Source organism: Acetatifactor muris, assembly GCF_024623325.1.
Classification (GTDB): Bacteria; Bacillota; Clostridia; order Lachnospirales; family Lachnospiraceae; genus Acetatifactor; species Acetatifactor muris.
The window spans coordinates 51131-64541 of the sequence record NZ_JANJZD010000012.1; the positions used below are offsets into that span (position 1 = coordinate 51131).

General features: G+C 47.4%; 14 protein-coding genes, 2 tRNA genes and 2 pseudogenes. 14 read left to right on the forward strand and 4 right to left on the reverse strand.

Features of this window, described 5'->3' with window-relative positions; translation table 11 throughout:
* Positions 1-76: 76 nt before the first annotated feature.
* The 3 genes from NSB25_RS12995 to NSB25_RS13005 form a co-directional block, all read right to left on the reverse strand.
* Positions 77-271 (reverse strand): PemI, encoded by a 195-nt coding sequence (locus tag NSB25_RS12995; protein WP_103240102.1) that lies wholly within the window; start codon positions 269-271, stop codon positions 77-79.
* Between the two features lie 350 nt (positions 272-621).
* A complete protein-coding gene (locus tag NSB25_RS13000; RefSeq protein ID WP_103240101.1) occupies positions 622-936 on the reverse strand; it encodes a hypothetical protein in 315 nt (104 codons plus the stop codon).
* 48 nt (positions 937-984) lie between these two features.
* Positions 985-1224, reverse strand: a complete 240-nt coding sequence (locus tag NSB25_RS13005) for a hypothetical protein (protein WP_103240100.1) — start codon at positions 1222-1224, stop codon at positions 985-987.
* Positions 1225-1410: 186 nt separating this feature from the next.
* On the opposite strand from NSB25_RS13005, the gene NSB25_RS13010 reads away from it, so the two are divergent.
* The 3 genes from NSB25_RS13010 to NSB25_RS13020 all read left to right on the forward strand — a co-directional run bounded on the left by NSB25_RS13010 (position 1411) and on the right by NSB25_RS13020 (position 3471).
* Positions 1411-2076, forward strand: coding sequence for an aldo/keto reductase (locus tag NSB25_RS13010; RefSeq protein WP_257479262.1), 666 nt, complete (start codon positions 1411-1413; stop codon positions 2074-2076).
* Between the two features lie 79 nt (positions 2077-2155).
* Entirely contained in the window at positions 2156-2743 is a 588-nt protein-coding gene (locus NSB25_RS13015) for a flavodoxin family protein (RefSeq protein WP_103240098.1), read from the forward strand.
* Complete coding sequence (locus NSB25_RS13020) at positions 2740-3471, forward strand: flavodoxin (protein WP_242982436.1); 732 nt, start codon at positions 2740-2742, stop codon at positions 3469-3471. The genes NSB25_RS13015 and NSB25_RS13020 overlap by 4 nt, the downstream gene beginning before the upstream one ends.
* Before the next feature lie 121 nt (positions 3472-3592).
* On the opposite strand, the gene NSB25_RS13025 is transcribed toward NSB25_RS13020, so the two are convergent.
* Positions 3593-4360, reverse strand: coding sequence for a class I SAM-dependent methyltransferase (locus NSB25_RS13025; protein ID WP_103240097.1), 768 nt, complete (start codon positions 4358-4360; stop codon positions 3593-3595).
* Positions 4361-4585: 225 nt separating this feature from the next.
* Here NSB25_RS13025 and NSB25_RS13030 point away from each other — a divergent pair, with 225 nt between their 5' ends.
* The 11 genes and pseudogenes from NSB25_RS13030 to NSB25_RS13080 form a co-directional block, all read left to right on the forward strand.
* A complete protein-coding gene (locus NSB25_RS13030; RefSeq protein ID WP_172455125.1) occupies positions 4586-6307 on the forward strand; it encodes a family 20 glycosylhydrolase in 1722 nt (573 codons plus the stop codon).
* Positions 6308-6512: 205 nt separating this feature from the next.
* Positions 6513-6584, forward strand: a tRNA-Glu gene (locus NSB25_RS13035).
* 38 nt (positions 6585-6622) lie between these two features.
* A tRNA-Cys gene (locus tag NSB25_RS13040) sits at positions 6623-6694 on the forward strand.
* A gap of 307 nt (positions 6695-7001) precedes the next feature.
* A pseudogene (locus NSB25_RS13045) lies at positions 7002-7677 on the forward strand (IS982 family transposase); the annotation flags it as partial.
* 246 nt (positions 7678-7923) lie between these two features.
* Positions 7924-8169: a hypothetical protein gene (locus NSB25_RS13050; protein WP_103240095.1), complete on the forward strand. Its 246-nt coding sequence runs from the start codon at positions 7924-7926 to the stop codon at positions 8167-8169.
* 67 nt (positions 8170-8236) lie between these two features.
* Positions 8237-8482: a type II toxin-antitoxin system prevent-host-death family antitoxin gene (locus NSB25_RS13055; protein WP_103240094.1), complete on the forward strand. Its 246-nt coding sequence runs from the start codon at positions 8237-8239 to the stop codon at positions 8480-8482.
* Position 8483: 1 nt separating this feature from the next.
* The gene (locus tag NSB25_RS13060) at positions 8484-8837 is read left to right on the forward strand and encodes a type II toxin-antitoxin system RelE/ParE family toxin (RefSeq protein WP_103240093.1); all 354 of its coding nucleotides are present in this window, start codon (positions 8484-8486) and stop codon (positions 8835-8837) included.
* Between the two features lie 189 nt (positions 8838-9026).
* Complete coding sequence (locus NSB25_RS13065) at positions 9027-10016, forward strand: ISAs1 family transposase (protein WP_146040050.1); 990 nt, start codon at positions 9027-9029, stop codon at positions 10014-10016.
* Positions 10017-10576: 560 nt separating this feature from the next.
* Positions 10577-11266: a response regulator transcription factor gene (locus tag NSB25_RS13070; RefSeq protein WP_103240162.1), complete on the forward strand. Its 690-nt coding sequence runs from the start codon at positions 10577-10579 to the stop codon at positions 11264-11266.
* Positions 11263-12294 carry a HAMP domain-containing sensor histidine kinase gene (locus tag NSB25_RS13075; protein ID WP_103240091.1) on the forward strand — a complete coding sequence of 344 codons (1032 nt, stop codon included), beginning with the start codon at positions 11263-11265 and terminating at the stop codon, positions 12292-12294. The genes NSB25_RS13070 and NSB25_RS13075 overlap by 4 nt, the downstream gene beginning before the upstream one ends.
* A gap of 295 nt (positions 12295-12589) precedes the next feature.
* Positions 12590-13252, forward strand: a pseudogene (locus tag NSB25_RS13080) (ABC transporter ATP-binding protein); the annotation flags it as partial.
* Positions 13253-13411 lie beyond the last annotated feature (159 nt).

Consider the following 13411-nt stretch of genomic DNA (forward strand, 5'->3'; position numbering starts at 1 on the left):
AGAGGGGGGTATAAGGGGGTAAAACCCCAGCCCCGAAAAGCGAGAAAAGCCCCGCTGCCGTTTTGGCAGTTGGGGCTTATTTTTTAATTCCAGATATGATTATTTTGTCGCCATCGAAAGAGGCTACGACGCTTCTATTATTCAGATCCACACCCAGGGCAGCCGCCCAGGGCTTCGGTACTGAGAGCTTGAAACCAACGGAACCAGAGCCGCCCTTATTGGCGATTAAGTTAAGTTCCCTTGTTTCAATTCCTTCTGTTGTTTTCTTCATTTCCTACACTTCCTTTTTGCGACGTCGCAACGAATTTTATATAAAAGAGGCTTCCCGGCCGCCCTTCGGTATAGCCCGACGGGTAGAGCTTGCATAGCTCGGCTTCACATCACCTATTAACCTTTCTTCCACGCGCCAGGCGCGGACCCTGCGGAGGTTTACAAGTAGCACCGTTTCCCCGGACGGTTTTAAGGTTTTCACATTAAAAGCCAGTAAAACTTGTTAGACGACATTCAGGCCGGGAAGCCTTGATTTATACATAGCACCCATCCCACAAGCTGGGGAGCTTGCTTTACTTCTACCCGCCGGGCTTTGGACCGGCCGTCGGTGGTTTAGTGCCGGGGCAGCAGCTACGCCGCCGCCCGTTCAATTTTGAATAACCAGTTTTCCTCGTCTTCGGTTACAAGCCCGAAGTATTCATCCGTCCGGGTAAAGTTGTATTCGATACCGAAGAACTGCAGGAGAACCATTTTATATACTTCCCATTGAGCCTGGCAGCACCGACAGGTGTTATCCCAGTACGAAAAGCCCAGGCCGGCATCCGGATCGCCCCAGCCCGGCGTTACCTTCCGCAGTTCTTCAATGGCGCTGTCCCATACCTTTATACAGTTTTCAAGCTCCGCGCCTACTTCCGTTTTTAAGAATTTTTCTTTATTCAGCTTCATAATTTACCCCTTTCATTAAGCCCTCGTAACCTCCGGGGCGGGAACAGTTTAAACCAGCTTAAAGACATTATATAAAAAGTTTCCTTCGCTATCGTGAACAGTTTCTACTTTTGTTAGTTTTTCAAGAGCTTCGCTCATAGGCGAACCGTAGGTTCCGCGAACCCATAAGCCAGACTTTTCAGCCTTATCCCAAAACAATCCGGTATAGATACCGCCGTTTTCAAAAGGGAGTTTTTTAAATTGAGCCTTGATCCAGTTTTCGCACCATTCAACTTTAATTTTCTTCATTTATTTTTACCGCCTTTCTTACTTCCGTTTTTGTTTCCGTTCCCTTAAGGTGTGTGTATGGTAACTCTGAAAAGACGGTACGTCAAGCACTTTTTGAAAGTTTTTTAACTTTTTTCTTGACGGCGGAAAAGCCCTATATTACGCTATTTTCCAGGAGAACCAGCGCACGGAAAAGCTATACAACAAATACAAGCGTACTATAATGAGGAAAGTGTGGGAGAGGCGGTCAGAAATTCCGGTATCCCCAGGGAGGAAATCTTTGTGATCACAAAGCTGTATCCCAATCAGTTTTCCGATCCGGAAGCAGCCATTGAAGAAGCGCTGGAGAAGCTGGACATCTCCTACATTGACATGATGCTGCTCCATCATCCGGGCGCAGGTGACGTGGACGCTTACCTTGCCATGGAAAAGGCTGTGGAGGAGGGAAAAATTCGTTCTATCGGTCTGTCAAACTGGTATGTGGAGGAACTGGAAACGTTTTTGCCTCAGGTAAACATCACCCCGGCGTTGGTGCAGAACGAGATACACCCCTATTACCAGGAGAATGATGTGATCCCATACATCCAGGGTCTGGGCATTGTAGTCCAGGGTTGGTATCCCCTGGGGGGCAGAGGGTATACGGCAGAGCTTTTGGGCAATGAGGTGATTTCCGAAATCGCCCAGGCGCACGGCAAATCGTCTGCCCAGGTCATCCTTCGCTGGAATCTCCAAAAGGGCGTGGTGGTAATACCAGGTTCCAGCAATCCCGACCATATTAAGGAGAATACGGAACTGTTTGATTTTGAACTGACGGAAGAAGAAATGGAACGGATTCATGATTTGGATCGAAATGAAAAGCATGACTGGTATTAAAGCAGCGAAACTGTTGCTTCCCGATTTGTGAATACAAATTGAGAAGGTTCTAATATATGAAAAGTGGAGGATACGGAATATGAAGGTTTTGGCGATTAACGGCAGTGCAAGGAAGGATGGAAATACGGCCCTTCTTATCAACACGGTGTTTGAGGAATTACATAAAGAAGGAATCGAAACAGAGATGGTACAGCTTTCCGGTAAGGTGATCGAACCCTGTAAGGCTTGCTGGGCCTGCGGTGGAAAGAAAAATTGCGTCCATAAAAAGGATCTGTTTCAGGAAATCTATGAAAAAATGATACAGGCAGACGGAATCCTTCTGGGTTCTCCGGTCTACACGGCCAATATCTCCGCAAATATGCAGGCGTTTTTGGAGCGGGCATCCGTTGTGGCAGATATGAACCGGAGCGAAAACCTGCTCCGGCATAAAGTTGGGGCGGCGGTGACGGCGGCCCGCCGCGGCGGAGCCTTGAACGCACTGGACGCAATGAATCATTTTTTCATGTTGCAGGATATGTTTATTGTCGGTTCTTCTTACTGGCCCATGGCTTACGGGAGAATGCCGGGAGAAGTGATAGAAGATCAGGAAGGTATTGAGACTATGAAAAATCTCGGTCAGAATATGGCATATTTACTGAAGACACTGGGAGAAAGGCGGGATGGATGATGAGAAGGACAGTTGGTTTTCTGCTTTCTTTTGCTATGATTTTTTCCCTGGCAGCATGCAGCCGTACAGATGCCTCAGAAAGACAGGGGGAGCAGCCCGATTCTGTATCTGAGTCAGATGGAGGGCAGGACAGCACCGGAGATAATATCGCTGATATGGCGGAACAATCCGATGAACAACAGAACATGACAGAGGATACAGAGCAGGAAACAGAAGGACAGGGAAAGGAACAGCAGGCAGACATGGATACGAAAGCGTTGGTTGTATATTTTTCGTGCACCGGAACCACAAGGTCCTTGGCAGAGTATGCGGCGGAGGTTCTGGGGGCAGATATTTATGAGATTGTAGCGGAGGAACCTTATACAGAGGAAGATCTGGCGTATTATACGGGAGGCCGTGCAGATCATGAACAAGACGATCCCAACGCGCGCCCGGCTATAGCCGGCAATGTGGAGGATATGGATGGGTATGATACAATTCTGATAGGTTATCCTATATGGCACGGGCAGGCTCCCAGAATTATCAGTACGTTTTTGGAAAGCTATGATTTTTCCGGAAAGACTATCGTTCCGTTCTGCACGTCTCATAGCAGCGGGATTGGTTCCAGCGCTGTGGATCTTCATGCACTGTGCCCGGATTCTGTGGAATGGGCCGAGGGGATGCGGTTTGAAGCAGGAACTTCCAGAGATACCATAGAGGAATGGCTTGGCAATATTGGAATCAAATAGTTTAGATTGAAATAAGGCATGCACATCTTGCTCAAAGAGAGAACACATGGTGAAGATAAAAGCAGCTGCCGTTACAGACAGCTGCATAATATACAGGGTAAAAGCCTGTTTATTGGTCTTGTTATAAGTTCTGCTGTTTGACGGCTCTGAACTGAATTCTCACATAGTCTACTATCCAAAAGTCATTCTGATAAAGCCTGTTCCGCAATCTGGAGACGGTATCTGAAATAATTTCTTCTTCTAATTCTTTTTCTACTCCTTCAAAAGGCTTTTTTACAAACATGCGGATCCAGTTTGCAAGACCATCCGATCCATTTTGTGGTGTAGGTCTGTCAAAGAGCGCAGCATATTCTATCTTGAAGCCGGCCTTCTCAAGCATCGGTGCATACTGACCGATCGTGGGGAAATAGAATACTCTTCTATATACAAGTCCACGCTCGGAAAAACACTGTTCCAGTGTTTCATGGACGGCTTCCGCGCACCCGGAGCCGCCGAATTCGCAGACCAGCTCTCCGCCCGGGTTAAGGTTGCGATAGATATTTGACAGCATTGTCTGCTGATTCTTTTCATCGATCCAGTGGAATACAGCGTTTGAAAAAATCACATCCACCCCTTTCTCCAGATGGAAGCTGACAGCATTTCCCTGGAGAAAGCTTAAATCAGGATGCTCTTTTCTGGCCAATCGGAGCATTTCTTCCGAGTCATCTATTCCCGTTACGATGTATCCCCGCTCGGCAATGTGGGCGGTAAGAGAACCGTTGCCGCAGCCCAGGTCTATTACGCGGCTTTCCGGCTGCTTTGTGATCAGATCGATCACGGCTTCTCCATAGGCAGGGACAAATGAAAAGTTTTCCTTATAATCTGCGGCATCCCAGCTGATATTTGGCATGGCGGCATCCTCCTGAATATCTGAATTGTGTATATATCAGATTATAGTATGTTTGCCTGCCGTTTACAATGGGAAAATGCGTTTAAAATCGGGAGATCCCTGTCCTGTTTTTACTTCATAGGTAGTTTGACTATGTTGACATCAAAAGTAAAATGAGTATAATGAACTAATGAAACCACAATTTTACCGGAAATGCAAATCAAAGTAAACCGGAGGAGAAGCACGATGAATTTACTGCCAAAAGTAAAGCATATGGAAGTGAGAGCTGGATTCCTGGCGAAGAAAGTGATTTGCCCTGATGTGGACGGCATGGACAGAAGGCTGGCAGCTGCACTGGAGAAGTTGCCTTGTGATGCGGCCGGTACAAAGCTGAAGATCCATGTTTCAGGCCATGGAGGGGAAGGTTATGAACTTATTATCGGTGAGGCGTATATAGAAATCAGTGCAGAAAGCTCTGCGGGGGCCTTTTATGCAATTCAGACCCTTCGTCAGCTGCTTCGGGAGGAGCAGGTTCCCTGTCTGCAGATCCGGGACTGGCCTGATTTTGCTTATCGGGGATTTTATCATGATGTGACCAGAGGCAAGATTCCCAAAGTGGAGACCATCAAAAAGCTGGTGGACAACATGGCTTATTACAAGATGAATTCCCTGCAGCTGTATGTGGAGCATGTGTTTGAATTTCAGGAGACGAAGGCGCTTTGGAAGTCTGCCGGATATTTGACAAAGGCTGAGATGCAGGAGATTGATGCATATTGTCGGGAAAATTTTATTGATTTTGTTCCTTCTCTGTCCACATTCGGGCATCTGCATGATTTGCTGGAACAGGAACAGTATAAGCATCTGCGGGTGTTTCAGGGAGAGGAGAGGCTTCCGAATTTCTGGGATGCCAGAATGCACCACCATACGATTGACCCTTTGAATCCGGAAAGCTTTGAGGTGATAAAGAGCCTGATTGACCAGTATGCGCCCTGCTTCAGCAGCGAGTATTTCAATATTTGCTGTGATGAAACCTTCGATTTGAAATGCTATGGTGAGAAGGGGTATGATGTGGGACGGCTCTATGTGGATTTTGTGAAGAAAATCGTCGATTATGTGCAGAAAAAAGGTAAAAAGGTCATGATGTGGGCGGACATTGTATCGGAACATCCCGAGACAATCGCGGAACTGCCGGATGATATCTGGTTCCTGAACTGGCATTATGGCGACGATGCGGAAGGAATCAGGGAAGATGTTGAGAAATTCTCAATGTCGGGAAAATCCCAGATTGTCTGTCCCGGAACCAGTTCCTGGAATCGTTTCTGTGAGAAAACAGATCGGGCCGAGATGAATATCACTCAAATGATTGGAAATGGTTATAGATGTGGCGCCCTGGGAGTGTTGAATACCAATTGGGGGGACTGGGGAAATATAGGCAGTCTGGAGCTGGGAATGTACAGTATGGTGCTGGGGGCAGGGAAATCCTGGGCAGCGGATACGGAGCCGGACAAGGCTTTTTATGGAATGGTCAACAGCCTTTTATATGGAGCGGAAGACGGTGTCCGGGCCTTGAAGGCGGTCAGTGCGTTACAGGATCGGATAAAGTGGACTCAGGTATGTAAGAATTATTTTCTGCATCGCTATAACAACGGGGAAGGTATGGAATTTCTCTCCGGGGATGAAGTGCAGGCAATTCAGAGGGAATATCTTAAGATTTCCGGGGAATTGAGCGGGGAAAGCTGGGGAAATGATGAATATCGCCGGGAGCTGCTTCTGGCGGCGGAGGGCGTCTGTGTTATGGCAGAGCTGTCCGCAAAGCTGGCTGGATATGGACTGGAGCGGGTGAGCAATACAGAAGAATGGCTTTGCAAATATCGGGAGAAATGGCTGGAAAAGAACAAAGCCAGCGAACTGTACAGGATAGAGGAACTGTTTTTGTATTATGAACAGAAAGCATGCCGGGCTGTTTGACGGCATGCTTATTAAGGAGATGCGGCAGGAATCTGTGAGGAATATGGTGTACTGATGTGATATGTAAAAATAAGAAAAACAAAAGAAAATATCAAATTTCCTCTTGCCAAACGTGATAAATTATGGTAATATATCCTTCGTTAGGTTATCAGTTCGCTGGTAATCTCATGTCAGCAGAAAGAAGCCGGAAAGGCGAAAACAACGCGGCTCCATGGTCAAGCGGTTAAGACATCGCCCTTTCACGGCGGTAACACGGGTTCGATTCCCGTTGGAGTCATTTTTCCAAAGGCAGAGCATATAATAAATATAGAATAAGGCGCAGTAGCCAAGCGGTAAGGCGTGGGTCTGCAACACCCTGATGCACCGGTTCAAATCCGGTCTGCGCCTCTGAAGAACCCCGATTCATGCGGGGTTTTTTGTTGCCCTTTTTCCCTGCGCTGCCCATGTTTCCTTAAGTTCTCGTTCCTTTTTAAGTTTTTTCAAAAAATCTTCTTTTTTTCATAAACACCGTTTCAGACCGTTTAAAATCAGATAAAATCTTTTTATAAGGTGGTAAATAGGTGGGAAGGCATAGGTCTTACAGCTGGTCAACCAAATCATGCTTTCCACTGGTATCCGTATGAAGATATGTCTTGATAACGATGCTGTTATGTAGACAAAGCTGCTGATATAAGAGGAGTCGCCTCTCTCGGACAGCAGGAGCCGCTTCAACAGGACAAGGCGGGCACTGCTCCAGACGACGGAGCTGCTACGGCAGAAACTCCCCTCTGCGTTCATGATGCCATGCAGCAGGTTCTTTATCGTGGACAGTTTCCCGCTTGCCGTCTGCAAGTTCGGAAGGGCCCGCTACTGCCGCGCTTTCCGTGGCATCGGGGCGGACTATGGGATGTGCCCGTCCAAAAAGGAGACCTGCTTCGGCTATAAGGTCCATGCCATGGTTACCCTGGAGGGATATGTCATCGCATTCGAGGTCACGCCCGCATCCACAGACGACAGGGAGGGGCTGCGGGATCTGATCGATGGGCAGCATGGCCTGGTGGTGCCGGGGGGACAAGGGCTATGTCGGCGAGGCCCTGGCGGAGGACATGTCAGGACAGGAGATATGCCTCATGGCGCTCAGGCGCTCCAACAGCAGGACGGACTGGCCCAGGCCTGTACGGCAGCTGATATTCAGGTTGCGCAGACGCGTGGAGACTGTATTCTCTCAGCTGACTGAACAGCTGAATGCGGAACGTGTGCCTGCCAAAAGCTTCCAGGGGTTGTGCACACGTCTTGCGAACAAAATCCTTGCATATAACTTGTGCATGGTATTAAACAGCATCTTTGGCGAGGACTGCGAGCTTGCTCAGATAAAGCGGCTTGTCTTCTGATTCTCAAGGCATCAAAGCCGCTGCTTTTCAGGCATAGGGTATCTTTGCGCTTTCGGACGCTTTGGGTATTCCTACAAAGAATTAGCACAACAGGTTAAGTTATTTTTATGATGATGAGCGTATGCCTCAGGTAAAGTTAAGCTTGGAATATTTTTCTATTATTTCCTAAAGGATAGCACCAATGGAAAGCTTCTTGGCCTTTTTACAGAAGGGAAATATCGGTGTAATAACAGATGTGGAATTGAAATGCCAATAATGATTTTTGAACATGAGGAGGAAAGGAAGAACTTTGAAGAGTGGTTTTTGAGTGTTGATAGGGAGTTGAAGCAAAGTATACGATTAAAGGTTGAAGAAGACGCGATTATACAACATATTGTTAGAAAAGAAAAGCGGGATGCAAAACCGGAGCCAGGAGTAAAAGATGTCGCTCTTGCGTTTGCGCTGTATAAACGATGGAGAAAATTTTTACTGAAGAGTAATACTGTAAATTAACACGCATATTTGCGTTGTTATTTTGGGCTGTTTTGTATATAATAAAGGTTAGAAGGAGATGATGACTATGCCAAACATAAAACCAATATCAGATTTAAGAAATTATACAGAAGTGTTAAAAGAAGTAAGCACTAATCAGCCAGTATATCTTACCCGCAATGGCAGGGGGGCTTATGCCATTGTAGAGGTGGATGAATTGGACAGGCTGAAGGCAACGATAAAGCTTCTGGCTAAATTAGAGGAAGGAGAGCAGTCTGCTAGAGAAAAAGGCTGGTTGACAGCAGATGAAGTAGAGGCTGCACTGGGATTATAATATGCCAAAGCTAATTTATGCGCCTAAAGCATTAGATGATATACAGGGGATAAAAACATATGTTTCTAAGCAGTTCGGGGCGAATAAAGCGAAGGCTTGTATCAGAGACATTACATCAACGGTTCGGCAATTAGAAATATTTCCGGAAGAGGGCCTCTGCGTGGAAGATTTGATAGAATATCCAACAGATTACCGCTACTTGGTTGTAAAGCCTAACTATGTTTTTTACAGGATAGAGGACGATATAGTAAGAGTCATTCGTATCATAAATGAAAAACAAGATTTCTTGCAAATATTGTTTGGGATTAGCAGTATTTCTGATGAGGGTGAGGAGTATTGGGATAGAAATGAATGATACGAGAAGTGAATGGATGTTTGAATTCTATCAGCAATAGTGTTGGAGGTATATTATGTCATTGTTTTGTGAGCATTCTTCTCTTGTAACGGAAAGTGATGTTGAGCAAAAATTTCTATACCCATTCCTTACTGAGAAAGCACCTATGGGCTTATCGTTAGAAAACTCTGAGATTTTAACGAAGAGCAGATTGCGGATTTTGCCCTGTGGAATGAGGACTGGCTGAAACAGTATATCGAATTAAGAAACGGCGTGCCATCCCATGACACCATACAGCGAGCCATGGGAATGATACGGCCAGAGAATTTACAGCAGCTTCAGCGCAAATGGCAGGAGATGCTGGAGAGCAATGAAAGAGAAAAGCTGAAAAAGATTATCTGCGTGGACGGGAAGACCATGCGTTCCAATAAAAGAGAAGGAGCAAGGCCATGCCATATTGTATCGGCATGGAGCAGGGAAGAGGGATACTGTCTGGGACAGAAAGCAGTGGAGGAAAAGAGCAATGAGATAACGGCGATTCCCAAAGTGCTGGAAAGCATAGAGATAAAAGGCCAGGTTGTAACGATTGATGCAATAGGGACACAGACGGGAATCGTGGAGACAATACGGAAGAGAAAGGCGGACTATGTACTGGCGGTAAAGGGGAACCAGGGGAATCTGGAAACCGATATACGCGAATATTTTGAAGAGGCGCAGAAATGTGCAGAGCTAAAGAAAGGGAAAGGATATAAAAAAACAACCGAGAAAGCGCATGGCCAGATAGAGATAAGGGAGTACTATCAAACAGAAGATATAGGGTGGATGTACCGGAAAAAGGAGTGGAAAGGGCTGAAAAGCATAGGGATGGAGAAAAAGACCATCCGAAAGGGAGAGACAAAGAAAGAGGAACATGGGTATTATATCAGCAGCCTTATGGAAGATATCGAGCTGTTCAGTCGGGCAGTAAGAGGACACTGGGCAGTGGAAAGCATGCACTGGCATCTGGATGTGACATTTAAAGAGGATGCCAATACCACACTGGACAAGACAGCGGCCCAAAACCAGAATATCATAAGGAAATGGTGTTTAAGCATGTTAAAATTATTAGAGATAAGGGGAACAAAAATGTCGTTAAGAAGAAAGCGCTTTAACATAAGTTTCGCGCCAGCCCAGTTTATAGAGGAACTGCTAAAAATTTAAAAAAGTAAGAAATATATATTGGGATGGGGTTAGACATTCATGCGTATGTCGTGCACAAGAGGCTGAAAAACATTGCTTTCAGCCCCATGTAATGCTATAATCTGTTTGGTTTAGAAACTGACTGCCCCATACAATAAGGTGGACTTAAGGTGGTCATGAGGATTAGAGGAGCAACAAAGCCAGTGTGGATGCGGCGTTGCGGGTCTGGCGGCATACGTCTGCAACACCCTGATGCACCGGTTCAAATCCGGTCTGCGCTTCTGAAGAACCCCGATTCATGCGGGGTTTTTTTGTTGCCCTTTTTTCCTGCAATGCCCATATTTCCTTAAGTTCCCTGACGGAATGATATTTCTGAAGGAAATCATGGTATAGTGTGAGAAGAACTTTCAATCACTTGCAGCAAAAGCTACCCGTTGTAACATTTCGCGGACATTTGCCTGCTAAACTATAGTGAATAATCGGCCATTCCCTACATCCATCCGGGCATTCCATAACACATGCCTCTGGCGGGGCTGGCGGACTATCGTCCGATAAGGTATAAAAATATAAAGGAGTGGGATATGAAAAGGATTTTGCTGGTAGAAGACGACGCCCTTTTAAATAAAACGCTGACCTACAACCTGATTTCTGAGGGTTACGATACCGTATCAGCCCTGAATGCAGGCACAGCGGCCCGGTTACTGACCCAGACGGAATATGACCTGGTACTTCTGGATATCAACCTGCCGGATGGCAGCGGCTATGACCTGTGCAGGCTCATAAAGCCGGAGAATCCTGACACGCTGGTGATTTTCCTGACGGCCAATGACCAGGAGAGCGACCAGATCCGGGGGTATGAAGTGGGGGCGGTGGATTATATCACCAAGCCCTTTTCCATTGGGGCGCTGCTGCGGAAAATACGGGCAATGTTCGCCATGCTGGAACACCGTGGGTTTACAAAAGATTTCTATGATGACGGCAGGCTGTTTCTGGACTTTTCGCAGCAGTCCGCCTCGCTGAATGGTAAATCCCTTACCCTTACCCCTATGGAGTATAAGATGCTGTACCTGTTCTGCAAAAATCCCAAACAGATCCTGACCAGGCAGCGGCTTCTGGAACGACTGTGGGATGCGGATGAAAACTATGTGGACGAACACACCCTGACTGCCTCCGTCAGCCGGATACGGGGCAAGATTGAGGCTGACGGCGATACTTATATCAAAACGATTTACGGGATTGGGTATCAGTGGATGGGAGGCGAGAGAAAATGAGTCTGGGGCGGATCTCTGTAAAAAAGATATTCCTGCTGACCTGGGTTGGTATGGCGGCTTCCATGCTGGCTGTCTGTGCCGTTCTCTTATGGATGACAGGCGAGAGCTGGGTGTTGATCGGCGGCGGGCTGCTGATGCTCTGTGCTCTTGCCTGGATGTTCCTTCTGACAGTTGTTTTCAGTAAACGGCTTTCCTTATTTACCAGGGAGCTGTGCCGGGCAATGGATCAGATGATAAGCGGAAGCGGAGAACCGATGCATACTGCGGACAGTGAAACACTTTTTGCCCGTATCGGCTACCGTCTGTCCCGTCTGTACGATATCATGCAGGAGAGTAGACGGAAGGCAGATGAGGAACGGCAGGAGCTGCAGATGCTGGTGTCGGATGTCTCCCATCAGGTGAAGACACCGGTGGCAAATCTGAAAATGGTGACGGATACGCTGCTTTCAAAGTCTGTCACAGAAGAAGAGCGACGGGAATTTCTGCAGGGCATCCGGAACCAGACGGACAAGCTGGAATTTCTTTTTCAGGCCCTTGTGAAGACCTCCCGGTTGGAAACCGGGGCAATCCGGCTGGAGAAGAAAGAGGCCCCGCTGATCGATACGCTGGCTTTTGGCTTAAGCGGCATTGTATATGCGGCGGAGAAAAAAGATATTTGCGTAACGGTGGACTGCCCGGAGGGTCTCCTCCTTTCCCATGACAGCAAGTGGACGGCGGAAGCCGTGTTCAATCTGCTGGACAATGCGGTGAAGTATACTCCAGCCGGCGGGAGTATCTCTGTATCGGTGGCACAGTGGGAAATGTATGTGGAGATCAAAGTGGCCGATACTGGCAAGGGTATTTCCGAGAGCAATCAGGCCGCTATTTTCCGGCGCTTCTATCGTGAGGAAGAAGTACATGAACAGCAGGGCGTGGGTATTGGCCTGTATCTGACCCGCGAGATCGTAACGAGACAGGGCGGCTATATCAAAGTGGTTTCAGAGCCGGGCAGGGGTTCGGAATTTTCCATTATGCTCCCTATAAGATAACACATGGCAGACGGACATTCCCGGTTGTCCTGGGTAAATTTTTTTGCAGCAGTATGCCGACAGAGCTGTCAGTGGCAGGTTTTCGGCTGAAATGTCCGGGCTTTGTAACATTTCAGCCGCATTTTTTATGCCGCCTCGGACATTTCTGTGACATTTGGATTTTATAATGTCCGAAGAACGAAAGTTCCAAGAGCGAAAGCTTTTTATTGACAGGCAAAAAGCCCTGGAACACCACAAGGGTATATCTGCATGTCCTGAAAAACGGGATAGAGATAAGAAAAAGGAGCATCTGATTATGAATGTATTACAAGCAATCGATCTGAAAAAGTATTATGGCGCCGAGCCAAACATCACCCGCGCCTTAGACGGCGTCAACCTCTCTGTGGAACAGGGAGAATTTGTGGCGATAGTCGGAACATCCGGCAGCGGTAAATCCACCCTGCTTAACATGATGGGCGGGCTGGATACGCCCACGTCCGGCAATGTCATTGTCCGTGGGGATGAACTGGTTAAAAAGAATGATGAGGAGCTGACTATCTTCCGCCGCCGCAATATCGGTTTTATCTTCCAGAACTATAACCTTGTCCCGATCCTGAATGTCTATGAAAATATTGTCCTGCCTGTGGAGCTGGACGGCGACACGGCGGATGAGAAGTTCATGGACGAGATTGTGAGGATGCTGGCGTTGGAAGATAAGCTTCACAATATGCCAAACAACCTTTCCGGCGGACAGCAGCAGCGTGTCGCCATCGCCCGCGCATTGATTACTAAGCCGGCTATCATCCTGGCTGACGAACCCACCGGAAATTTGGATTCCAGGACCAGCGCCGATGTACTGGGACTTTTAAAGCGTACCGGCATGGAGTTTAACCAGACCATTGTCATGATTACCCACAACAACGAGATTGCCCGGCTTGCTGACCGGATCGTAAGGATTGAGGACGGCAGGATTGTGGAAAACAGCACCGGTACACCGGATGCCCAGAGCATTTTCGGACGCAGGTCTTTAGCGGCCGGAAATGACTCTGCCGGAAATGGTATCCGGTGTACCGGTGCGGAACTGAAATAGGGGGGTGGCAGACTATGACATGGCCTTTTGAGAATGATACCAGCGCTG